We start from the raw sequence: 23,363 nt of genomic DNA on the forward strand, positions 1-23,363 counted from the left end.
CTACAAAGGAATGACAGACATAAATCAAAAAGAAAGGGGTTTACTTTGTATCTTGTCGTTATAATATAGTCATAGAATAAGGATAGAAAAAAGACAACAAAAACCTTATCCCTCCAGTTTCCATTGCCATTTTCTCATATCTACACAGCCATTGGCACGGAAGGTTATTCCCTCTGCCTTCAACAAGTTTCGCTGTTCTTTCCAACAAGGAGCCGTACGTCCGCTACCATTAACGACCCGATGACATGGCAAATATTCTGCTTCAGAGACATCATGTAGTACTTTTCCAACCAAACGAGCATGACGAGGACAGCCTACAAGCCATGCTATCTGCCCATAACTCAGCACACGACCACTCGGAATTGATGCCACAACGTTATAGACCTCTTTGCGAAATTCGTCTATATTTACAGCCATTCTTACTCTAAATTGCCCTAATAAAAAGGAGCGAAGGAATTTAGTAGGGATTAAGCCGATACCTTTCATATCCTTGCATTGCTGTTCTTTGGAAAGAAACAGTAATGGCTTAACCCCACTAAAACCTTCAACTCCTAAACGATTGTCCCACAAGGGATTATTAAAACTTACCTATCAGCTTCTAATTAAAGCGCAGCCTCAACAGCCTTCTGAACCTCCTTGAGGTCTACTGTAGGCTCGAAGCGTGCAACAACCTCACCATTGCGGTTAACGAGGAACTTAGTGAAGTTCCACTGGATGTCATTCTGCTTGCGTGGCTCTGTGTTTGCCTTGTTGTAAAGGTCTTCCATGATAGCAGCCAACTTCTCCTCGTATGCACCGCCAGCATAGCCCTTCTCGCTCTTCAACCATGTGTAGAGAGGGAGCTCGTTAGCACCATTCACCTCGCTCTTCTTGAACTGTGGGAAGTCAGTACCGAACTTTGCTGTACAGAACTCATGAATCTCCTCGTCTGTACCTGGAGCCTGATGACCGAACTGGTCACATGGAATATCGAGAATCTCAAGACCCTTCTCCTTCAGACTGCGGTACATTGCCTCCAACTCCTCATACTGTGGAGTGAAGCCACAACCTGTTGCTGTGTTTACGATAAGAAGTACCTTACCCTTATATGTCTCGAGACTTACCTCGTTACCTTTCTTGTCTTTCAAACTGAAATCATAAACTGTTGCCATAATTCTTTACTCTTTATTAAATTCTACAATAATATTTTATAAGCCGTAAAGGCTATATATCAAACTTTTAAGTCTTATCTTTCATAGGCTTGGAGAGCATTAATCAAAACCATTTCAGTCCTTCCAAAGTCTATTCCGAATCCCAATGATTTATTTTCTTATCTTCGAAATCCACTCCTTGCAAACCTTCCATCCACCAGTAGACCACAATGCCCATGCTATCAGTACAGGCTGGAAGAATAGTCGGATGAGGCGTGCAGTATCAGTATTCAGTCCGAACGAATCAATATGATAGAAATATTGATTGAGGTTTCCAGGGAAGATGAGAACAAAGAAGAGGGCGAGCAACGCTCCTACTACCGCCTTATGCTTATACAAGAGTAGCATACTCAATCCTAAAGCAATCTCTACTACACCTGAAGAAAGTACCACGAAATCGGTAAATCCCTCTGAGAATCGAAGCCACATAGGCACCTGTGCCACGAACTCCAATCGGTTAAACGTTAGATGCGACACACCCGCATACGTCATAAATGCTCCTAAAAGGAGGCGGAAAATCATCTTTACTTTGTTCATCCTGTTTCTTTGTAAATGGGGTCGCAACACCTTCTCTCAGCGTTAACTGATGTCTGTGTCACGCCCCCGGAAATACCTTTACTAATTAATCGTCTTTACAATCTTTTCTTAATCAAATCTTACTAAACCATTATTTTCAATTGCAAAGATATAAAAAGACACTTATATCGCAAGCGATCACACGTTAAATTTAACATCATTTTGCACCTACAACATGCTTAACAACCACTATTAAACTGCCTTAATAGGAACGATAAGCCCCTCACTTATGCTTTATTATCATTGTGTTAGTGCCGAACACATATTGTGTTCATGGTAAGCACCAATGGTGCTAAGCCTTAACACCACACAAAATGATGCTGAGGAAAAGCGTAATCGCTTGTAAGAAGAAAGGCGTTTAACGACCAAAAGCAAACAAACATCCCTATTTCAAAAGCATATAAGAAGTGAGAAATCTAACGACCTCCTTTCCGCCTATTACACTCACGACAAAGCATCTGACAGTTTTCTATCACAGTTCTTCCGCCTTCACGCCATGGAGTAATATGGTCACCCTCCATAAACTCATAATCAAACTCTTTTTGACAAGACGGACAAATATGATGTTGCTTTTCCCACACAGTAAGTTTAATATCATCTGGAAAACCACGCAAATCGAGGTGACGCTCATCTCCTGTCAGCACGTATGGAATTATACCCATTTGTTTCTGTACATCACTATCAAGAATCAGTTTAGAGATTCTGCTGGCTAAGTCTGCTGTGTCAAGAGTTGTACTGTGATATTTATCATAGTATAAAGCCCAATTAAGACCCTTCATAATCTTTTTAAACTTCTTCAAATCAAAGTTTGTTATAGTCCAATTGAGTACATTCTGAAAGTAAGTCCAAAGATTATTTGCATTTGGGTCATGCTGATGTTCCGCCATATAACCAACCACAGACTGCGGTTTTCCTTCTCTTGTTTCGTGTTCTGCCATCCATTCCAGTGCCTTCTTCAAGAACTCTTGTCGAATTGGCGTACCATTAACCAAGTCTTTTCCCAAACGATATGCACCACAGTTTGACTTAGAGAAATGGCGTTTAGCATCCGTAACAAACGGACCAGCATAGACAGCATTATTTATCTCCTGCTCGTTTAGGGGTTTACCTGCAATATTTATTGTCTTGAACCATTCTAACTTCTCTGAGGGTTCGCCCTCACAAAGGTAGATAGTCAACGGATAATCGAGGATAAGTTTCTGTATATCTGCAGGTTGATTGAAAAAGTTTTTGAAGTCATAAGCAAACTTTCCGTCTACATACTCACAGAGTGAGAGCGTTCTTTGCTGTCCATCCATCACTTCATAAGGACATTCTGCATCCTCACTACGCCTTACCCAATACATAACATTGAGTGGATAACCCTTCAAGACTGTTGAGATTACAGCTTGTTGTTCGCTCTCATTATATATAAACTCACGTTGATAAGGTGGACGAATGTCCAATTGTCCACCATAACCACGCACTCCCTGCTCCTCATTGTTAATATAACCACGTGCTATATCACCAACAGTTACCTCTATTTGTTTGATTGTCATCATAAGACTTCTTATTGAATATATCCTTATTCTATGATAGTTTAAGACCGAAAATATTTAAAGACGTTTATTACGAATAATTATTCTACTATATTGTCGTTTACCATTAACGACTCCACAACCGCCTCGATCTTCTTTATGATTAGTATAACCCATTATTTCTAATACTTCCTTGGGAGCAGAAGCACGTGTATTCCCACTTGCTTGCCAAATAATTTCAAACTGATTTGGATTATACTTATCGAGAAAAGTTATAGGAACTCCCATTAACCCTTTATAATCCATGGGAATATCTTGAGTACGTCCAACATTAATAGCATCATAGTTATCATACTTTGGATACTCCTCTGGTGAATAGCGACATACTAAATCTAACTCTTCATTGCGCTTGGGTATTTCCAAGTTAGTAAACCAATTGACCCCAGACACACGTATTTGGTCTTCTTTATGATTACCAGCCGTTGCCGTATCTTCATACGGTGAATAGAAATGAGTTGCTCCTCCTTTGAATCCATAACCTAACCATAGCTTATTCTCTTTGATGAGTGGGAATACTTCCTTATACGTAATAGCATTCTGATGCCCCACAATAATAAACTTCTTATCGTAAGCCATTAACTGTCCTATATACTCTCGGAATAAAGAGAAAGGCGGATTAGAAACAACGATATCAGTTTCCTTCAAAAGAGCAACACACTCAGGTGAACGGAAATCACCTGTCTGCAGAATAGACATCACATTCTTATCATTCATTAAAAGATAACGAACATCGGATAAATCAACAGCTCCATCCCCATTCATATCCTTCACTTCGGTTACTTCCATCTTATAAGCAACCTTCTGTGGTTCGGAGTCTGCATCATCAAAACGGAACACCAACTCGTTACCTTGCATTGGAGAGCCATTATAACAGGTGCAGATAAGTTTCTTTAATCCCAACTGATTAAAGCGTAAAGCAAAATACTTAAAAAAGTTACTCTCGTAAGGGTCATCACAATTACAGAGCACTGTCTTTCCACGGAAGTGTTTCCAATAATGTTGTAATTCTCGTTCTATATCGCTCAACTGCGTATAAAACTCGTCTTTTTTAGCTGTCTTTGCAGCATTTAGGTTTTTATTTGCCATTATGAATGATAGTCTTATGCATTACGACTATCAATCACGCCAAGACACAATAAAGGCGTGGATGCACCTTATTGCGTTCAGCTATGAGGCAGCCTCGGATGGAAACCTCAGACAACTAACAAGAATGCACCACGCCTATTGCGTGTGCATTGCTATTAATTAATTGTCCGAAGCATACCATACGATACGCTCGTCACATATTATTCATGTTACATTATTTCCAAGAAGTTTCCGAGGCTTTTGGCTGAACGCGAATAATAGCGAATGCTTTATTTACCAACAATGTAATGGACTGGCTTAGCCAAATCCGCTTCAAAGATACAAAAAAGCTATGAAAAGCCAAAAACAACTGTAAGAAAAACGAAATAAAGCTTTAAAGACAGAGCCTTTTTACTTTTAATTCTTTTACTTCATATATTTATTACATTTACAGAAATATCTCCATACTACACAATACTACCCAATAATACAAGTTGTGTAAACGAAACATAGTGTGGAAGCTTTGATGACGTGAAAAGGAATAGTTCGTAATTGACAAACGATTTCTCTAACACAAACTTTCCTGTCACTTCTGTCATCCAAGGTTGATACATAAACGGTTGATTTATAATACACTTACGCTAAATGTTAAAAATGACAGGAAAATGAAATCAAAAAAACTATTGTATAATACGTGATAAATCTCTTCTTACTTTAGTAGACTTTACCACTCCATATTATCGAAGTGTGGCAAAAAAGAAAGGAAAACACTAATATTAGCTATTTTTTCGTTATCTTTGCAGCAACAAAACATTGAGAACGAGAATGGAAAGTGCAAAGAAGTATTTGTTGGGAATGACACTTGGCGAACTGAAAGAGGTTGCTAAGTCGCTCGGAATGCCAGCTTTTACAGGCGGACAGATAGCCAAATGGCTCTATACACAGCATGTGAAAAGTATTGACGAGATGACTAACATCTCTAAAGCAAACAGAGAGAAACTGGCTGCTGAATATGCTGTTGGCTGTAAAGAGCCTATTGATGCACAGCATTCTAAGGACGGAACCATCAAATACCTCTTCCCTACTGATAGTGGTAAGTTTGTTGAAACGGTGTATATACCCGATGAAGACCGTGCCACGCTCTGTGTTTCTTCACAAGTAGGATGTAAGATGAACTGCCTCTTCTGTCAGACAGGAAAGCAGGGTTTCGAAGGTAGCCTTTCGGCTACAGACATACTCAATCAGATTTATTCCCTCCCTGAACGTGACAAACTGACGAATATCGTCTTCATGGGTCAGGGCGAACCAATGGATAATCTTGACAACGTACTGCGTACCACAGAGATTATGACAGCTGATTTCGGTTACGGATGGTCACCAAAACGCATCACTGTGAGCAGTGTGGGTGTCAAAGGAAAGCTCAAACGATTCCTCGATGAGAGCGACTGCCACGTTGCTATCAGTATGCACACCCCTCTACACGACCAGCGTTCGGAGTTGATGCCAGCAGAAAGAGGAATGTCTATTGATAGTATTATCGAGTTACTCCGCAATTATGATTTCTCGCATCAACGCCGCTTGTCATTCGAATATATTGTCTTCAAGGACTTTAATGACAGCGAGAAGCATGCGAAAGCCATCGTAGAACTACTCAAAGGATTAGACTGTCGAATGAATCTTATTCGCTTCCATCCTATCCCAAATATCCCATTGCAGGGTGTTGATGACAAGAAAATGGAGAAATTCAGAAACTATCTGACACAACATGGAGTCTTCACAACTATCCGTGCCAGTCGTGGACAGGATATCTTTGCAGCCTGCGGTCTGCTCTCAACAGCAAAGAAGATTGAAGAAGAAAGAGGAAGAGGGAAAAAGTAAAAAGAGTAAGATAAGAAAAAGTAAGAAGACTAAGAGACTACGCTTGAGAACCAAAAGGAAACGGAATATTACAAAATAATACAAGATATAATTATATGAACGATAATAAAAGAGTCCGCGTAGCGATTACACACGGAGATACTAACGGCATTGGATATGAGCTTATCTTTAAGACCTTTGCCGAACCAGAGATGCTGGAGCTTTGTACGCCCATCGTCTATGGTTCACCTAAAGTAGCCACCTACCACCGTAATGCACTCGACATTGAAGCTAACTTTACCATCATTAAAGATGCATCAGAGGCACAAGACGGACGACTCAACCTACTCCCTGTATTTGACGACGAGATTAAGGTTGAATTGGGCGCAGCTTCAGAAGAGTCTGGTGTTGCAGGCTTGCGTGCTGTTGACAAAGCATTAGAGGACTATCGTCAGGGTCTATTTGACGTTCTCGTTACAGCTCCTATTGACAATAACGAGCACTTCCACTTCAGTGGTCAGAGCAGATATATCGAAGATCACATGGAATCAGAAGAGCAAGCATTATCTGTCTTGATTAATGACGGACTACGCGTTGCCCTTGCTACACGTAATCTCCCACTGCGTCAAGTAGCTGAGTCAATCTCAAAGGCAAGTATAATCAATAATGCGAGTGCACTCTTTAAGAGCCTTCGCCGTGACTTCCGCCTTTCTTGTCCACGCATTGCCGTGCTTGGCTTAAACCCTAAAGCTGGCGACAACGGCTTGTTAGGTTCTGAAGAGCATGAGATAATCTTGCCCGCTATTGACGAACTTGTTGAGAATGGCATACAAGCCTTTGGTCCTTACCCTGCCGATACGTTCTTTGGGTGCAATAACACAGAGCATTTTGATGGTATCTTGGCAATGTATTACGAACAAGGGCTTGCTCCTTTCCGTACGCTTTCAGCGTCTCATGGCATCATTTACACAGCAGGATTACCACTCGTTCGCACTTCTGCAGAAATTCCTGATAGCCTTTCATTAGCTGGTAAGGGTATTGTTGATGAGCAACCATTCCGTCATGCAATCTACCTTGCTATCGACATCTTCCGCAATCGTGCAGAATATGATGCACCAATGGGCAATCCACTTCCAAAACTTTACAAGGAAAGAAGAGACGAAAGCGACAAGGTGCGCTTTGCTATTCCACGTAAGCGTGAGGATCGTATACTAAACAATGGCGAAAACCGTAATGCGAAGGAGACACACTAATTGTGTCTTCCTTCATTCTTAATAATGAATCTTGATAGAGAAGACTTATGAACAAAAAGTTTCAGAACATCTTCTTCACTTTTGGCTTGGTTGTACTCTGTATTATGGTGTACAACCTTGACTTTGCTGATGCATGGCAGAAAATCCAGCATGCAGGCTACTGGTTCTTTGCTGTAGTTATACTATGGGCATTCCTATACATATTTAATACAGCTGCTTGGCTTACAATTATACGCAGTCAGACACAAGATGCTGAGGAGAGAAAGAAGGTTTCATTCTTTTGGCTCTATAAGGTTACTGTATCAGGCTTTGCGCTTAACTACGCTACTCCCGGAGGACTAATGGGTGGTGAACCATATCGTATCATGGAATTGACACCGAAGATTGGAGCAGAACGTGCTACATCTTCTGTCGTCCTTTATGCCATGACACATATCTTTAGTCATTTCTGGTTTTGGCTTATTTCTATCTTTCTTTATATCCTTACACAGCCTATCAATCTCATGATGGGTGTAATGTTAGCAGTAGTCTTTGCCTTCTGTGTATCTGCAATTTGGTTCTTCCTCACTGGGTATAAGAAAGGGTTAGCAGTCCGTGTAATGAACCTTGTTCGCCATATACCTTTTATAAAAAGGTGGGCAGAACCCTTTGTTGCCAATCATAAAGAAGAACTCGACAGGATTGACACACAGATAGCATCACTCCATAACCAAAATCCTCGAACCTTCCTCACTGTTGTTCTGCTTGAATTGTCTTGTAGAATTTGTAGTGCTTTAGAGATATTCTTCATTCTTTTGGTATTGCTACCATCTGTCAATTACTTTGATTGTATTCTCATCCTTGCCTTTACCTCTCTTTTTGCCAATATGCTCTTCTTCATGCCGCTACAATTAGGTGGTCGCGAAGGAGGCTTCCTCATGTCTATAAAAGGCTTAGGACTCACACTCGAAGCAGGTATCTTTGTCGCGCTACTTGTCCGTATACGTGAACTTATTTGGACAGCTATTGGCTTGTTACTTATCAAGTTGGACAGGAAGAAAAACAAGTAATCAACACTCGATAGATTTATACACTGCAAATTATTTTCATGTAAATAATTATTTTTCTTCATGAAAAGAAACAATTATGTTCACGAAAATAAATATTTCTTTTCATGAAAATAATTCAAAACAAGTTGCTTTGTTCCATCTGAGGATAGCAGAGAAAGACAGAAAGAAAGTTGTTAAAGTCTGCCAAAGTTGCAGATTTTTCAAATAAAATAGGTAAATTTGTCAGTTAAATGAATACAACAGAATTACAGAAAACCAAACAACGATATAACATTGTCGGTAACAACGACGAACTGAATCGTGCTTTGGATGTTGCCTTACAGGTAGCACCCACAGATTTGTCTGTGTTGATTATCGGTGAGAGCGGTGTTGGTAAAGAGATTATCCCACGTGTAATCCACGACAACTCTCCTCGTCGCCGTGAGAAATACTTTGCTATCAACTGTGGTTCTATCCCAGAAGGAACCATTGACAGTGAGCTTTTCGGACACGAGAAGGGTTCTTTCACGGGAGCTATTGGCGAGAGTGAGGGCTATTTCGGTATAGCCAACAAGGGAACGATTTTCCTCGATGAGGTGGGTGAACTTCCTTTAGCTACACAGGCTCGACTGCTTCGTGTACTCGAAACAGGTGAATATATCCGTGTTGGAGGTCAGGAAATCCGTAAGACAAACGTACGTATCGTAGCTGCTACTAACGTCAACATGCAGAAAGCTGTTAGCGAAGGCAAGTTCCGTGAGGATTTGTACTATCGACTTAACACGATTCCAATCAAGATGCCACCACTCCGTGATCGTGGCGAAGACATCGTGCTTCTCTTCCGCCTCTTTGCTATGCAGATGGCTGAGAAGTATCGTCTTCCAAAGATTACACTCACAGATGAAGCACGTCAAATTCTGTTACAGTACAAATGGCCTGGAAATGTTCGCCAATTAAAGAACATTACCGAACAGATGTCTGTCCTAAGCGAGAAGCGTGAGATTGATGCAGAAACACTGTTACACTTCATCCCACGTGACCAAGACAGCACACAGCTCGCTACGATACAAAGCGGTGGTTCACACAGCTACGAGAGTGAACGTGAGATTCTCTACAAGATTCTCTATGAGTTGAGAGGTAATGTAAGCGATTTACGTCGTGACCTCAACAACGTTCGCAAACAATTAGAGGTAAGCAGACAACTAAATGGTGCGAGTGGATTCCAGCCTGCGCCATCAACAGTATCTAACCTTCCTGCCACCACAAACAAACAGCCTATTACTCCGACAAGAACAATAGCACAGGTTGAAGACGCTGTGGCAGAAGAAATATCTGAACCAGAAACGCTTAACCTCAATGATATTGGAAAGCAACTGGTGGAAAAAGCCTTAGAACGTAACAATGGTAATCGAAAAAAGGCTGCATTAGAGTTAGGTATCAGCGACCGCACACTCTATCGCCGAATCAGGCAATACGGATTAGACAAAGATTAATATCAATAGACACAAAGGGAGCTACCCTCTTAGAAAACAATGAAGATAGGAAAGAAATTCACATCTATTCACCCACTGAAATGGGGTGTGACAGCTATCTGCTTGCTCTTGCTGGCAGCTTGTAGTGTATCCTATAAATTTAATGGTGCAAGTATTGATTATAGTAAGGTGCGCACCATTCAGATTGCAGATTTCCCTATCCGCTCTACATACGTATGGGGACCAATGGGACCGATGTTCAACAATCAATTGAAAGATGTCTTTGCTAACCACACTCGCCTACAGCAAGTAAAGCGTAATGGTGACATGAAGATTGAAGGTGAAATCACACAGTATCAGCAACGTAATAAGAGCGTATCAAGTGAAGGATACTCTGCACAGACAGAACTTTCCATCACTGTTAACGTACGCTTTACGAACAATACAAACCATAGCGAGGACTTTGAACGTCAGTTCACAGCCACGGCAAGCTATGAAACAGTCCGCAGTTTGAATTCTGTACAAGAGGAGCTCGTCACACAGATGGTGAAGGATCTTACCGACCAGATATTCAATGCAACTGTTGCTAACTGGTAATCATCTTACATCATCACTTTTAATTTCATTGACTAATATTCTTTATCACCCCTCATAAACGCCTATCACCCTATGGATATAGCCAATCTTATTAATCATCCGGAGAATCTAAACAAGGAGACCTTATACGATCTCCGGAGTATGCTTGCGCTTTATCCTTATTATCAGCCAGCTCGTATTCTGTTGTTGCAGAATCTCTTTCTGCTCCATGACCCCACTTTTGATGATGAGTTACGACGCGCAGCTGTATACATCTCTGACCGTCATATCCTCTTCAAACTCGTTGAAGATGCCCACTATCAGCTAATTCCACAGCAGAAAAAAACAGATAAGCAGTCGGCAACTATCAACTCAGAAATGACTACTGGGCAAGATCAAGATCGTACAACATCGCTTATCGACACCTTCTTGGAGCAAATCCCTGAGGATGGAGAGGCTACACAAGAAACGGAAGGAAGACGCAAGCCAACGCCTGCTGATGCCACAGTAGACTACGTTGCCTATCTATTGGAAAGCGAAAGTAAGCAAAATGAGCATGTTACTCCACAATTGAGAGGACAAGAACTTATCGACGATTTCATCTACAATGAAGGAGGTAAAATCACTTTACAAGACGAAACAGAGTACGAACCAGAAGAGAATGACCACAATGAAGCAGCTGAAAATGAAGATACTGGTTACTTCACTGAGACATTAGCACGAATTTATATAAAACAAGGTCGATATTCTAAGGCATTGGAAATTATTAGGCGATTAAATTTGGTATATCCGAAAAAAAATCGTTACTTTGCAGACCAAATACGATTTTTGGAGAAATTGATAATAAATAACAATAAAAAATAAGACAAGAAAATGTACACGTTATTCGTAATTCTTATCGTGATTGCAGCACTCTTGATGATTGGCGTCGTTCTGATTCAAGAATCAAAGGGCGGTGGTCTTTCATCAAACTTCTCATCATCTAATGCTATCATGGGTGTTCGCAAGACTACAGACTTCGTAGAGAAGACTACATGGGGTTTAGCTATCGCAATGGTTGTTATCAGCGTAGCAAGTGCTTACGTTGCACCATCAGCAAGCACAGATGCAAGTGTTATCGAGAAAGCTGCAGTACAGGACAATACAACAAACCCTAACAACTTGCCTAACTTCGGTGCAAGCCAGCAGAAGCAGGCTGCTCCAGCAGCACAGGCTCCAGCAACACCAGCAGCACCAGCAAAATAAGGGAAATAATAAAAAAAGTACGGGAAATATTTGGTCAGTCCAAATAAAACCCGTACCTTTGCACTCGCTAAAAAGAAATAGCCAATATGGTGGATGTAGTTCAGTTGGTTAGAGCGTCAGATTGTGGTTCTGAATGTCGTGGGTTCGAATCCCACCACCCACCCTTCAAGAATTAAGCGGAAGTCTTTAAAGACCTCCGCTTTTCTTTTTATATCATTCTATCTTATAAAACAGAAATTGAATAAGTGGCACATCTAAAAATCTTGCCTACAAATAAGGATGTAATTTTCTTTGAGAATAAGCCTACTAATAAAACCAGGCTCGCTTACTTTTGATAGAATGGTCTTTTCTTAACGACAATTTATATTCATATTTGCTATAAATTGCAAAGTGTTTAGTTCTTTGCACCATTAGTGTTGATGCTCCGCACATCTTGTGCTATTGGTCAGCACCACACGTGCGGAGCATCAACACATCAGTTAAAGATAAATAATAAGACCCGTTAAGAGTATTATCATAGGTATATATAATAAAGCAATATAACCTTCTTATATAGGATGTGTTTTCATGCCGATACCTTTTATTACTCATCTATATATCTGTTCTAACCGTAGTTATCGAACTCTCCTGCGGCTATAAGTAATCTTAGTTTTTCATTCTTATTCTCACCAGCTTTAGTCTATCACCCTATCCTTGTACATTCTACATACAAAAACAAAATAAGAGACAGTTGTTTACAGATTATTTCCTATATTTGCAAAAGAAAGAAAATACCTAAACGGAATGGATATATACATTATAAAAAAGAAGTTGGGAAGTAGAAAAGAATTAGGAAGGCACCTTGTAGAAATTGATGAAACCGTCAATACGCTCGGAGCCCTACTCTACATATTAACCCTACAAGGCCTAACAGAAGCGCAGACACCAAAAGAAAACTATGCGTTATCCGACAGTGAGATAGCTGCACAGGCTGAAGAAGGACGCATCCGCTTTGCAGAAAACTATGGCGAAAACAACGATACGATGGCAAAAGCGATGGAACGAACAAAGCAGGCATACGATGACGGTCTCTTCAGAGTATTCATCAACGGTGAAGAAATAACGGAATGGGATGCCCCTATCACCCTCTGCCAAGGAGCAGAAGTCGTCTTTCTCAGACTCACAATGCTCACAGGTCTTTATTTTTAAGGTTAAACTTAGAGAGAAAATTGTGAGGGGAAAAAGTATTAGATTCAGCAAAGATCACTACTTTATAAGTCTTATTAACCAGCAAATTCGCATTGACTGGAACACATTTACCATCTAAAAACTTATTGAAAGGAATAAAATATGAAAACAAAGAAGGAGTTACAGGAACACTGTTCACAATATATCAATAGCATCAACCTATCCCAATGCAATATATGGGAGAAAAGATTTGTAAACACATGCAAGGAAGAAGACTATCAATTCAATTACTACCGAAATGTTTTTTACAAAGGTTATGACGAAGAGAAGATTCCTTTCCGTACCATAAAGGAACTTATTTCTGCAGGTGCAAACCTCCCTCACATTCTTCCAGAGGATTATTCTCAGCTTTTAGAAATACATTTGAAACAGCTCAAAGACCTTTCCCATACGAAAGGAATCTATCGTATAGATGTGAGAGGTGATATTGATTTGCAGGAGAGAGCAGACGATATATCTAATATCATGCGCTCTTTCTTTGCCGCAGCTTCCTACGGTCTCACAATTGACGAGCTAATCCGTGGACAATACCCTGACATAACCAGCTATTACCTCTCATTTACTCCTGTACTTACAGCTGCCATCCAGCAGGGGAAACCAGAAACTATCGAAGCTGTGAAAGAGGTACTGACCAGTGAAAATAACGTCGGAATCCTTACGCAAAGCCTCATCACAGCCATAGAGTCTAATAACAACGAGGAGTTGCATACCCTCCTCCTCAACGTGCTGAGGGCTGCAAAACTACAAGAGGGTCTGCGCCAGAGTATCGTAGAATGTGGTAATGAATACAGCCTGACATTCTATAAACGGATGCTGGATGTCATTGCCGAAGAAGGACTTCTGCGTTATAGTTCCGTTAGACGATCTGTCCAAACATGGGCTGGTATCGGCTACGAGTCTGTTTCCGACAAGGATATCAAAACTATCTTCGAAGGTATTCATCTATTCTTGACCCACCCAGAGGAACGAGTAAAAGCCTATACGGGTCCGAATGCACTACTCGTTTACATTGCTTTATATACGGCTGGTGTTGAGGATTTCAGTATTGCACAGCGTGATGCCTTACAGTTAATTGATGGCGACGCCCCTCTCCAGAACCGTATTGCAGCCATCTACTATCTTGACCGTTCAAGTCATTTCAAAGTTACTGACCACTTCGAGTTCTTTGCAAAGCATCTGGATGATCCTTTCACAAAGGCTTTCTTCATTGATCAGCTAAGTGATGTGGCGAGAGAGGACAAGTATAAATATGGAAAGGTTGAAACGGTTTCAAGCAAAAAACGTGAACTTTTCCAAAAGCTTTTTGATGAGATTGCGAAATGGGAGAAGGAGATTAAGAATAACACAGACTTCACCTTCAAAGGCTTTGAATGGTTCAAAATCCGTCTTTCACGCGAACGCTTCATCAATGCTCTGTGGGTACTTGCCAGCCAAATGAAGACACAGGAAAGTATTGACCATATTCTTCTTGAGAAGATGCCTAACTGGGGAGTGCACTTCATAAGATATTATAACAATAGCCAAGAAGATGAGAAAAAGAATCCTTTATACACCTTTATGAAGGAATATTACTCTTTAGGCAGTCCTGAAGTACGTCGCCAGTTCCTTGTTAAGAATATCTTTGGCAATAAGAAAGATGGCTTTGACTTCCTCTTAACCTTCTTCTACAAGGAAGAATTTACCACAACAGATGTCAAAGATATAGAGAAGAAACTAAAATCCAAGGTTTCTGACACACGAAGTACGGCTGTACGTGTACTGCTTACGTTACCCTACGAACAGCTGAAAGCATCATACGAACGCTTGCAGACAACAAAGGGAGACTATATAACAGCCGCTTTGACTGAGCTTAGGGAGGGCAGCAAACAGCTTACAAAGGACTTTGCTCCTACAAGTGAAGAAACAAGTACAACTACACCAACAACCTATCCCGGAGCAGAAGGTGGTTACGGTCTGTACAAGGTGGGAGACATTCCGACTATTAAGCTATCCGATCCTTTCCTGACAAAGAACGATTCGCAGTCGTTCCTTGGTAAGGTATTCAATAAGGTTACCGGTAAGAACCGTGCAGATGCAGGCTCTGTCTTTACCTACTCCATTGATGAACTGCGCAAGCTATACACCGAACTGGAAAAGATTATAAAGGACAATGCTGACAAGGAGTACAAGAACCGTTGGGGAGGAACCGAAACAATTGGTGACAGTTTTTTTTCCTTTACGTTTGACGAGCATACCCTTGACACACTTCCTTATCCTGAACTCTGGAAAGGTTTTCTTGCAACTCATCCTCTCAAGGATGAAGATTTGTTGGGTATCTACTTAATGCTATTAGTACTTGAAGACAGCTATAGCCCCGAATTCGTAGAACTTGATGCAGACAATTATCCATTCAAGAACAAGAAAAGCATTGAAACGTGGAAGTATGGCAGCCATTTCCGACTCATCGTACAAGCATTGCTCAACGATTTAGAAAAGAAGAACCCTTCCCTACTTTTCTCTCAAGCCTACTCCATTCTGGCGTTGATTTTCTTCCATTGTCCAACCAACAGATACACAAGGATTTCCGGTTACGGTTCAGATGATGATAAACACGTTTTCAATAGCGAACTCTTCCAGATTGCAATGAGATACGCAAGAAGCTGTTGGAGAAATGAAGAAGAGTTCAAACTCTTTGCAGATATGACAATGGCTATGTATGGAAAGTATGCGCCAATAGCCCGAATGGACAAGAAGCTATACCCTACATACTTTACAATTGATGCACTCATATTGTCACGTTACAACCTTCAAGGCAAGCTGTCTGACGATGCCTTTATGGAATTACTGCTGAATGACGAAGGAGAAGAACTACGTAATGCAGGAGATTATATCTATAATACACGAGGTCACCGACTTACTTTACTATATGAAAATGAGAAGAATGTTGACGCACGTTATGGCAAAGAGACTTACAAGAATCTGGAGAGAATCATCAACAAGACAGCTCAACACCTCTTCAAGATTGAAATGACTCGCCTCAATGCACCGACAACAGCCTCTAATATCATCATCCGTATAAATGACGCAATGGTACTTCAGGGTGCTGAATATATGGTTACAGCAATGAAAGCATTGGGCAAAGACCACCTGATAGCAAGTAGCTACGGCACTGAAAAGCGTGCAGTGCTGACCGATATCATTGAGCGTACCTTCCCACTCGAGACAGATACGCCAGAAATACTTAAGACTATCAAAGACGACAGACTTTTAGAACTGGCATATTTTGCACCACAGTGGGTTGCACTTATCAAAGCACATCTCAACTGGGAAGGCTTCGATCTTGCCTATTACTACTTCATTGCACATACTAAGGAGATGGGTGAAGATGAGAAGAAGGCTGCAACGGCACTCTTCACCGACCTCGACCCAGCTGATCTTGCCGATGGAGCCTTTGACGAAAAACTCTTCCACGAAGCTTATACCGTGGTTGGAGAAAAGCGTTTTGACCTGTTCTACAAGGCAGCACGATACATTGGAAACAGCAACTATCACAGTCGCGCACGTCGCTTTGCAGACACAGCACTCGGCAAGATAGACGAAGAAACCATCATAGAACAGATACACTCCAAACGCAACAAAGATGCTGTTTGTTCATTGGGACTACTCCCAGACAAGAGTGATAAGGCATTACAGAGCCGTTATCAACTTATACAAGCCTTTCTGAAAGAGTCTAAGCAGTATGGCGCACAGCGTCAAGCATCAGAGAAGAGGGTATGTGAGATTGCCTTACTCAACCTCTCACGCGGTGCCGGATATGCTGACCCGATACAGCTAACGTGGCGTATGGAGAGCCAGCAGGTGACTGACAACGCAGCTTTCCTGCAAGGAATAGACGTGGAGGGATACACACTGAAACTACAGTTAGCAGAGGATGGCACCAACAAACTCATCATTCAACAAGGTGAGAAGGTGTTGAAAACGGTACCTGCAAAGATTAAGAAGCACCCTGACTACCTCAATATTGCTGCTATGGGCAAGGAGTGGACGAAGCAGAGAAAGCGTGCCCGCACGATTATGGAGGATATGATGATACGCCAGACACCATTACGTCCACAGGATGTAAAGGTGATTGCTGAAAATCCTATCGTCAGTCCGATGTTCCGCTTGCTACTCCTTCGACAAGGAACAACCACAGGCTTCTATACCGACGAGGGACTGGAAACGCTCAATGGCGTCCAGAAGATAAAAGCAGACGAGCCCATTACCATTACCCACGCCCAGCAACTCTATGCTGATAGTACGTGGTCAGCATGGCAAAATTTCGTCTTCAGCAAGAAGATTGTACAACCTTTCAAACAGATATTCCGTGAGATTTACATCCCAACACCTGATGAAGCAGAACAAAACGAGTCACTTCGTTACAGTGGATATCAGATTCAGGTGAAGCAGGCTGCAGCTGCATTGCGTAGCCGTGGGTGGAGTGCAGACTATGAAGGAGGGCTGCGCAAGGTATTCTATCGCCAAGGAATCTCTGTTGAACTCTATGCACAAGCCAACTGGTTTACTCCTGCCGATGTGGAAGCTCCCGCCATTGAGTATGTCTACTTCTCATCTACACGCAATTACAATCGACTAAAGATTGCGGATATTGACCCAATTCTCTACAGCGAAGTGATGCGTGACGTGGACATGACGGTTAGCATTGCCTTCGTCGGTGGTGTCGACCCAGAGACAGGAAACTCAACGAAGGAACTACGTGCAGCTATTATCAAGTGTACTGCTGACTTAATGAAGTTTAAGAATGTAACAGTTTCAGACAACTTTATTCACGTTAAAGGCTCACTTGCCGACTATACTATTCACCTCGGTTCGGGTAATGTGCGTCAGGTCGGTGGCGTAGAGATTCCTATCATTCCTGTACACAGTCAGCACCGTGGGAAACTCTATCTCCCATTTATGGATGAAGACCCAAAGACCGTGGAGATTGTTTCTAAGATGGTACTCCTTGCAGAAGACAACAAGCTGAAAGACCCAACAATTCTGAAATGGATTAAACGAGAATAGCGTTATAACCTATTCCCAATAACTCTATCTATGGTAAAGCATTGCCAAAAAGGCTATCCATAGTATTGTGTTTAGTGCTCCGCACCATTGGTGCGAGGCGTTAGCACCATTGGTGCGGAACCTCAACACCACACGTGCGGAGCATCAACAGCATAAAAGAAGATGGGGAATGAACTTGTTATTGACCTGATTCTTGTATATAATAATACACTAATGACTCACGTATATAGGAAGAGAATTATTAAACCTCTATATTTAAAAAAATAAAAAGAGCGTATATAGGGGCATAAAACAGAATCCTACTATACCTTATAAGTCAACAAAAGGAATATATAAACCAGTGATAAAATATTATATTCAACGCCTATCAACGAAAAAGAGGATGCTTCGGAACATTCCCAAAGCATCCTCTTCTTTTATATAATAAGGTTAAGTTTACTGCATATCGTAAACAACCTGCATCAATTTCTTGCCCAATGCATCAGCAGCCTCCATTGTGTTAGCCTCGCTATACACACGGATAATAGGCTCTGTATTTGACTTACGGAGATGAACCCAAGCATCAGGGAAATCAAGCTTAACGCCATCGATATCAGTTACCTGTACATCCTTCTCCTGTCCGTAAAGTTCTTTCACGCGAACGAGGATTGCATCAACATCTGTATCAGCTGTAAGGTCGATACGATTCTTTGCAATGAAATACTCTGGGAAGGTCTTACGAAGTTCGCTTACCTTCATTCCCTTCTGTGCCAAAGAGCTAAGGAAAAGAGCAATACCAACGAGGGCATCACGACCATAATGACTATCTGGATAGATTACACCACCATTACCTTCACCACCGATAACGGCACCAACTTCCTTCATCTTTGTGGTAACATTCACCTCACCAACAGCAGAAGCATAATACTTACCGCCATGCTTCTCCGTTACATCACGCAAAGCACGAGTTGAAGATAGGTTGCTTACAGTGTTACCCTTTACATGTTCGAGAATATAATCTGCCACTGTGACGAGGGTGTACTCCTCACCATACATCTGGCCATCCTCCTGAATGAATGCCAAACGGTCAACATCAGGGTCAACAACGATTCCCAAATCATAACCGCCCTTAGCAACCTCATCCATAATACCAGTAAGGTTTGCTGCGATTGGCTCTGGGTTATGAGAGAAGTCGCCAGTAGCATCACCATTGAGGAACTTATATTCAACTCCTAAACGGTCGAGCAACTTAGGAAGGATAACACCACCAACAGAGTTGATAGCATCTACAACGACACGGAACTTACGGTTCTTAATAGCTTCAAGGTCGAGCAATTCAAGGTTCATCACCTCTTCTATATGACGCTCATCGAACGAATCATCGTCAACATAGCTACCCAAACCATCAACATCAGCGTAATCAAAGTCCTCACGCTCTGCAATATCCAGCACCTCAGCACCATCAGCTGCAGTAAGGAACTCTCCCTCCTCATTCAGAAGTTTTAAGGCGTTCCAATGGCGTGGGTTATGAGAAGCAGTGATAATAATACCACCATCTGCACCACTCATACGCACAGCCAACTCTGTTGTAGGGGTTGTAGCCAGGCCGATGTTCACAACATCTGCGCCAATACCCATCAGCGTACCGCATACTACATTCTTGACCATTGGACCAGAGATACGTGCATCACGACCAACAACAATCTTCAACTTCTTTCCTGGATGCTTACGCGCAATGAAAGTAGCGTATGCAGAAACAAATTTAACGATGTCCAGCGGGTTCAGTGTATCTCCCGCACGACCTCCGATAGTTCCACGGATGCCGGAAATAGATTTAATAAGCGTCATACTTAAAATATTTTTTGAAGGGTATTACCTTTATTGTTCTCTTGCGTTATTATTCTTTCTCGCACTTCCTTCTTACTCTATTTCGCTTTCCTTTTCTTTAAAGTCCTCTTTGGAAAGTAAGGTCGTAGTAGCAAGGATAGACTGACTTTGACGCATTAATCTGTCCCTGCTGTGAAGGAACAATGAGTCTCACATGTGATAACTTAGATGATGCATTAACCAATCTACCAAGGCCAATATAAGGCATTGGGACCAACCAACCCGCAGGCACAGAAGTACTCTGATAGATTTCGTACATCACACTTGAAGATGGGTCAAATGAAGCAGTGTATGTTCCACTTGTGTTTGTAACAGACATCTTATCTACCTTAGGACCAAAGACGAGGAACTGATTTGACAACTGCAAAGTATCTCTAAGAAGATTGCGCTCCGTAAAACGGCAGAGAACAGTAGCTGTCTCGCCTTTCTTGATTACTTCGCCAGTTCCTTTCTCTACAATCTGCATATAAACACCAGTATTTGGAAAGAGAACATACTGATTCTTTGTTGTATCTGTTGTATTCCCCTGCTTTGCAAACTGCTCTTCAGTAATTACATTTATACCTTTCTTGACTATAAATGAGTTGATTGCCTCAGTTTCTCGTTCCAACTGATCAGCATAGGTCTCAGTCTTACTACATGAACTAAATGCCAGCACTGCAGCCAACACAACAAGGAGAAAATTTATCTTCTTCATTCGCTTTTTCATTTTTAATATGTTGTGCAAAGATAACAAAAGTATTTAGAAAGGGAAAATAAGAAGTAAGAAAAATATATCAAGGTAGCTTGTAAAAATGCTCTTTGCAGGGTTTTTATCATTTAGAAGTCTTATTTAATCTTCTATTGAAAGGGTATAAGGGAGAAAACAATTATGGTAGAAAAGGGAAGTCAAAGAGAGTAACAATAAAAATAGAGGCTATCCACTAAGACAGCAGGTAGCCTCTATTCTTCTATTTATTTCTTGTATATTCCTTTGTACAATAAACCTTTACGGCAGATTATCAGAGAAGTTTGGAAGATTATCCTTTACGAATCTTTCGCCCAACCGGAAACCTTCCTCATAAAGATTCTCAAGTTTCTCTACATCTTTCTCCATTCGACCAACAACAACAGGCTCTTCAGGGCGGATAACAAGTATCTTACCTTCTTCCTCCAACTCATCCACCAAATCAAGCTGACGGTTATAAGCCTCTATCCTACGGCTCAGAGCAACACGTAAACGAGGGTAATTACGATAGATAAACTTGGGTTGCTTAAGGTCACGTCCAGATTCTCTCCATCCTTTGTTACGCGTGCTGATAACCACATTCGTTTCGTGCCCTGTATCTATAGAGCGTAATACAGGAATAGAGTCAACAATTCCACCATCCAATAACTCCTTTCCATCTACCTCAACAATCTTACAAACGTATGGAAGACTTGAAGAAGCACGTGCCAATTCGTTTAAACGATGCGTATCACCTGATGATTCTGTAAGATATTCTGCAAAACCCGTCTGACAGTTTGTTACCACCATCTCAAAGATATCTCCATTCTTACAATTACGGAAATACTCTTCATAGTCAAAAGGAATCAGCTCATAAGGGAAACGATGATAAAGTAATTCTGGATCGAAAATACATCCCTGCGTAACGAGATGACGTAAACCTATATAATCATATTTGGCAAGCATATCAATATTGGAGATACGAGCGCGACGCGGTTGACGACTGGCGTATGACAAACCATTACACGCTCCGGCAGAAACCGCTACAGTGTAATGAAAATAAAGCTTATATTTCATAAAAGCATCCAACACACCAGAGGTAAATACACCACGCATACCTCCTCCTTCTAACACTAAGCCCGTATTCCTATCTATTTGCATAAATTCTCGTTAAAAAACAACTGCAAAGTTAATAACTTTCAAACAAAAATAACTATCTTTGCAATCAAACCAACTAATAATTGAAATATGTTTAACAAAGAAACCTATGTAAAGCGCCGTGCAGAGCTTAAGAAGCTTGTTGGAGGGGGTATTGTTATCCTCTTTGGCAACAATGAGTCGCCTGCAAACTTCCCTGCGAATGGGTATTATCCATTCCGTCAGGATTCATCATTCCTCTATTATTTTGGTCAGAAACGTGACGGATTAGTTGGTGTTATTGACATTGACAATGACACAGAAACACTTGTTGGTGATGACATTGATATCGACGATATTGTTTGGTACGGTAGCGTTGACTCTGTAAAGGATATGGCCGATGCTGTCGGTGTAGCTAACACTGTCAACATGAAGGGTCTAAAGACTATCTGTAACAATGCGTTGCGCGAGCATCGTAAAGTTCACTTCCTACCGCCTTATCGTGCTGATATTAAGATTCAGATATTCGACCTCTTCGGAATTCATCCTAACCAGCAGAAAGAGTCTGCAAGTTTGGAACTTATCCGTGCGGTTGTTAAGATGCGTTCTGTAAAGACACAGGAAGAAATTGAAGAATTAGAGCGTGCGGCTGTTATCGGCTACAAGATGCACACAACAGCTATGATATTGGGTAAACCTGGCGTAACCGAGCAGTTCGTTGGTGGTCAAGTTAGTGGTATCGCTAATTCATACGGTTCGATGGTATCATTCCCAACCATCTTCTCTCAGCATGGTGAAATTATGCATGGCAATCCTTCAATGGCAGTATTAGAGGCTGGTCGCCTTGCTCTATGTGATTGTGGTGCTGAAACCATCAACCACTATTGTTCAGACAATACCCGTACATTCCCTGTAAGTGGTAAGTTCACTCAGAAGCAGTTGGAGATTTACAAGGTTGTAGAAGAATGCCACGATGCAGCATTGAATCTTTCTAAGCCAGGTGTTAAGTACATGGACGTACACTTTGCTGTTTGCCGTATTCTCTTTGACCGTATGAAAGAACTTGGATTGGCTAAGGGTGATACAGATGCTGCCGTAGCTGCTGGTGCACATGCAATGTTCCTACCTCACGGTCTTGGACACATGATGGGTATGGATGTTCACGATATGGAGTCATTCGATCAGATTCACGTTGGCTTCGATGAAGAGACTCGCCCTAACCTTGAGCAGTTCGGTACTAACTGCCTGCGTATGGGTCGTCGCTTGGAAGAAGGCTTTGTTGTTACGGATGAACCAGGTATTTATTTCATTCCTGCCTTAATCGATGATTGGCGTGCAAAGAAACATTGTGCAGATTTCCTCAACTTCGATAAGTTAGATGAGTACAAAGACTTCGGAGGTATCCGTCTCGAAGACGACATCCTCATCACAAAGGATGGTTGCCGATTCATTGGCAAGGATATAATTCCTTATCATCCGCAGGATGTTGAAGACTTCATTGCAGCAAACCGAAAGTAATAGAACATTTATAATTAATATTTACAT

General features: G+C 41.4%; 19 protein-coding genes and 1 tRNA gene. 12 read left to right on the forward strand and 8 right to left on the reverse strand.

Annotated elements, in window-relative coordinates; genetic code table 11:
* Positions 1–105: 105 nt before the first annotated feature.
* From PMEL_RS04535 to PMEL_RS04555, 5 genes are all read right to left on the reverse strand, one after another.
* On the reverse strand, positions 106–417 hold the full coding sequence (locus PMEL_RS04535) for an MGMT family protein (RefSeq protein WP_120174166.1): 312 nt from the start codon (positions 415–417) through the stop codon (positions 106–108).
* A 185-nt stretch (positions 418–602) separates the two neighbouring features.
* Positions 603–1,151: a glutathione peroxidase gene (locus PMEL_RS04540; RefSeq protein ID WP_120174167.1), complete on the reverse strand. Its 549-nt coding sequence runs from the start codon at positions 1,149–1,151 to the stop codon at positions 603–605.
* 150 nt (positions 1,152–1,301) lie between these two features.
* Positions 1,302–1,727 carry a hypothetical protein gene (locus PMEL_RS04545; protein ID WP_120174168.1) on the reverse strand — a complete coding sequence of 142 codons (426 nt, stop codon included), beginning with the start codon at positions 1,725–1,727 and terminating at the stop codon, positions 1,302–1,304.
* 455 nt (positions 1,728–2,182) lie between these two features.
* The gene (locus PMEL_RS04550; RefSeq protein ID WP_231999362.1) at positions 2,183–3,307 is read right to left on the reverse strand and encodes an HNH endonuclease family protein; all 1,125 of its coding nucleotides are present in this window, start codon (positions 3,305–3,307) and stop codon (positions 2,183–2,185) included.
* Positions 3,308–3,361: 54 nt separating this feature from the next.
* Entirely contained in the window at positions 3,362–4,429 is a 1,068-nt protein-coding gene (locus tag PMEL_RS04555) for an adenine-specific methyltransferase EcoRI family protein (protein WP_120174169.1), read from the reverse strand.
* 1 nt (position 4,430) lies between these two features.
* On the opposite strand from PMEL_RS04555, the gene PMEL_RS12210 reads away from it, so the two are divergent.
* The 11 genes from PMEL_RS12210 (at position 4,431) to PMEL_RS04605 (ending at position 18,109) form a co-directional block, all read left to right on the forward strand.
* Positions 4,431–4,592: a hypothetical protein gene (locus PMEL_RS12210; RefSeq protein ID WP_155948907.1), complete on the forward strand. Its 162-nt coding sequence runs from the start codon at positions 4,431–4,433 to the stop codon at positions 4,590–4,592.
* A 641-nt stretch (positions 4,593–5,233) separates the two neighbouring features.
* The gene (rlmN, locus tag PMEL_RS04560; protein WP_120174170.1) at positions 5,234–6,286 is read left to right on the forward strand and encodes a 23S rRNA (adenine(2503)-C(2))-methyltransferase RlmN; all 1,053 of its coding nucleotides are present in this window, start codon (positions 5,234–5,236) and stop codon (positions 6,284–6,286) included.
* A gap of 95 nt (positions 6,287–6,381) precedes the next feature.
* Entirely contained in the window at positions 6,382–7,518 is a 1,137-nt protein-coding gene (locus tag PMEL_RS04565) for a PdxA family protein (protein ID WP_120174171.1), read from the forward strand.
* Between the two features lie 47 nt (positions 7,519–7,565).
* A complete protein-coding gene (locus tag PMEL_RS04570; protein WP_120174172.1) occupies positions 7,566–8,567 on the forward strand; it encodes a lysylphosphatidylglycerol synthase transmembrane domain-containing protein in 1,002 nt (333 codons plus the stop codon).
* A 230-nt stretch (positions 8,568–8,797) separates the two neighbouring features.
* Positions 8,798–10,039, forward strand: coding sequence for a sigma-54 interaction domain-containing protein (locus tag PMEL_RS04575; protein WP_120174173.1), 1,242 nt, complete (start codon positions 8,798–8,800; stop codon positions 10,037–10,039).
* A gap of 39 nt (positions 10,040–10,078) precedes the next feature.
* Positions 10,079–10,615 (forward strand): LptE family protein, encoded by a 537-nt coding sequence (locus tag PMEL_RS04580; protein WP_120174174.1) that lies wholly within the window; start codon positions 10,079–10,081, stop codon positions 10,613–10,615.
* A gap of 72 nt (positions 10,616–10,687) precedes the next feature.
* Complete coding sequence (locus PMEL_RS04585) at positions 10,688–11,458, forward strand: tetratricopeptide repeat protein (RefSeq protein WP_120174175.1); 771 nt, start codon at positions 10,688–10,690, stop codon at positions 11,456–11,458.
* A gap of 9 nt (positions 11,459–11,467) precedes the next feature.
* Positions 11,468–11,839 carry a preprotein translocase subunit SecG gene (secG, locus tag PMEL_RS04590; protein WP_120174176.1) on the forward strand — a complete coding sequence of 124 codons (372 nt, stop codon included), beginning with the start codon at positions 11,468–11,470 and terminating at the stop codon, positions 11,837–11,839.
* Between the two features lie 89 nt (positions 11,840–11,928).
* Positions 11,929–12,002: transfer RNA gene (locus PMEL_RS04595), tRNA-His, on the forward strand.
* Positions 12,003–12,622: 620 nt separating this feature from the next.
* Positions 12,623–13,027, forward strand: coding sequence for a hypothetical protein (locus PMEL_RS04600; RefSeq protein WP_120174177.1), 405 nt, complete (start codon positions 12,623–12,625; stop codon positions 13,025–13,027).
* A gap of 141 nt (positions 13,028–13,168) precedes the next feature.
* A complete protein-coding gene (locus PMEL_RS04605) occupies positions 13,169–18,109 on the forward strand; it encodes a DUF4132 domain-containing protein (RefSeq protein ID WP_120174178.1) in 4,941 nt (1,646 codons plus the stop codon).
* Between the two features lie 435 nt (positions 18,110–18,544).
* Here the strand turns inward: PMEL_RS04605 and glmM are convergent, their stop codons facing one another.
* The 3 genes from glmM to PMEL_RS04620 form a co-directional block, all read right to left on the reverse strand.
* The gene (gene glmM / locus PMEL_RS04610; RefSeq protein ID WP_120174179.1) at positions 18,545–19,936 is read right to left on the reverse strand and encodes a phosphoglucosamine mutase; all 1,392 of its coding nucleotides are present in this window, start codon (positions 19,934–19,936) and stop codon (positions 18,545–18,547) included.
* A 97-nt stretch (positions 19,937–20,033) separates the two neighbouring features.
* Complete coding sequence (locus tag PMEL_RS04615) at positions 20,034–20,672, reverse strand: DUF4827 domain-containing protein (protein ID WP_120174180.1); 639 nt, start codon at positions 20,670–20,672, stop codon at positions 20,034–20,036.
* 291 nt (positions 20,673–20,963) lie between these two features.
* Entirely contained in the window at positions 20,964–21,842 is an 879-nt protein-coding gene (locus tag PMEL_RS04620) for a patatin family protein (protein WP_120174181.1), read from the reverse strand.
* Between the two features lie 87 nt (positions 21,843–21,929).
* Between PMEL_RS04620 and PMEL_RS04625 the strand changes: the two genes are divergently transcribed.
* Positions 21,930–23,336: an aminopeptidase P family protein gene (locus tag PMEL_RS04625; RefSeq protein WP_120174182.1), complete on the forward strand. Its 1,407-nt coding sequence runs from the start codon at positions 21,930–21,932 to the stop codon at positions 23,334–23,336.
* Positions 23,337–23,363: the final 27 nt, after the last annotated feature.

The organism is Prevotella melaninogenica (assembly GCF_003609775.1).
Classification (GTDB): Bacteria; Bacteroidota; Bacteroidia; order Bacteroidales; family Bacteroidaceae; genus Prevotella; species Prevotella melaninogenica_A.

What these genes read in the sequence shown, in the direction of transcription:
- PMEL_RS04535 (WP_120174166.1), bottom strand. Translation starts at nt 417, where the DNA reads ATGGCTGTAAATATAGACGAATTTCGCAAAGAGGTCTATAACGTTGTG.
- PMEL_RS04540 (WP_120174167.1), bottom strand. Translation starts at nt 1,151, where the DNA reads ATGGCAACAGTTTATGATTTCAGTTTGAAAGACAAGAAAGGTAACGAG.
- PMEL_RS04545 (WP_120174168.1), bottom strand. Translation starts at nt 1,727, where the DNA reads ATGAACAAAGTAAAGATGATTTTCCGCCTCCTTTTAGGAGCATTTATG.
- PMEL_RS04550 (WP_231999362.1), bottom strand. Translation starts at nt 3,307, where the DNA reads ATGATGACAATCAAACAAATAGAGGTAACTGTTGGTGATATAGCACGT.
- PMEL_RS04555 (WP_120174169.1), bottom strand. Translation starts at nt 4,429, where the DNA reads ATGGCAAATAAAAACCTAAATGCTGCAAAGACAGCTAAAAAAGACGAG.
- PMEL_RS12210 (WP_155948907.1), top strand. Translation starts at nt 4,431, where the DNA reads ATGAATGATAGTCTTATGCATTACGACTATCAATCACGCCAAGACACA.
- rlmN (WP_120174170.1), top strand. Translation starts at nt 5,234, where the DNA reads ATGGAAAGTGCAAAGAAGTATTTGTTGGGAATGACACTTGGCGAACTG.
- PMEL_RS04565 (WP_120174171.1), top strand. Translation starts at nt 6,382, where the DNA reads ATGAACGATAATAAAAGAGTCCGCGTAGCGATTACACACGGAGATACT.
- PMEL_RS04570 (WP_120174172.1), top strand. Translation starts at nt 7,566, where the DNA reads ATGAACAAAAAGTTTCAGAACATCTTCTTCACTTTTGGCTTGGTTGTA.
- PMEL_RS04575 (WP_120174173.1), top strand. Translation starts at nt 8,798, where the DNA reads ATGAATACAACAGAATTACAGAAAACCAAACAACGATATAACATTGTC.
- PMEL_RS04580 (WP_120174174.1), top strand. Translation starts at nt 10,079, where the DNA reads ATGAAGATAGGAAAGAAATTCACATCTATTCACCCACTGAAATGGGGT.
- PMEL_RS04585 (WP_120174175.1), top strand. Translation starts at nt 10,688, where the DNA reads ATGGATATAGCCAATCTTATTAATCATCCGGAGAATCTAAACAAGGAG.
- secG (WP_120174176.1), top strand. Translation starts at nt 11,468, where the DNA reads ATGTACACGTTATTCGTAATTCTTATCGTGATTGCAGCACTCTTGATG.
- PMEL_RS04600 (WP_120174177.1), top strand. Translation starts at nt 12,623, where the DNA reads ATGGATATATACATTATAAAAAAGAAGTTGGGAAGTAGAAAAGAATTA.
- PMEL_RS04605 (WP_120174178.1), top strand. Translation starts at nt 13,169, where the DNA reads ATGAAAACAAAGAAGGAGTTACAGGAACACTGTTCACAATATATCAAT.
- glmM (WP_120174179.1), bottom strand. Translation starts at nt 19,936, where the DNA reads ATGACGCTTATTAAATCTATTTCCGGCATCCGTGGAACTATCGGAGGT.
- PMEL_RS04615 (WP_120174180.1), bottom strand. Translation starts at nt 20,672, where the DNA reads ATGAAGAAGATAAATTTTCTCCTTGTTGTGTTGGCTGCAGTGCTGGCA.
- PMEL_RS04620 (WP_120174181.1), bottom strand. Translation starts at nt 21,842, where the DNA reads ATGCAAATAGATAGGAATACGGGCTTAGTGTTAGAAGGAGGAGGTATG.
- PMEL_RS04625 (WP_120174182.1), top strand. Translation starts at nt 21,930, where the DNA reads ATGTTTAACAAAGAAACCTATGTAAAGCGCCGTGCAGAGCTTAAGAAG.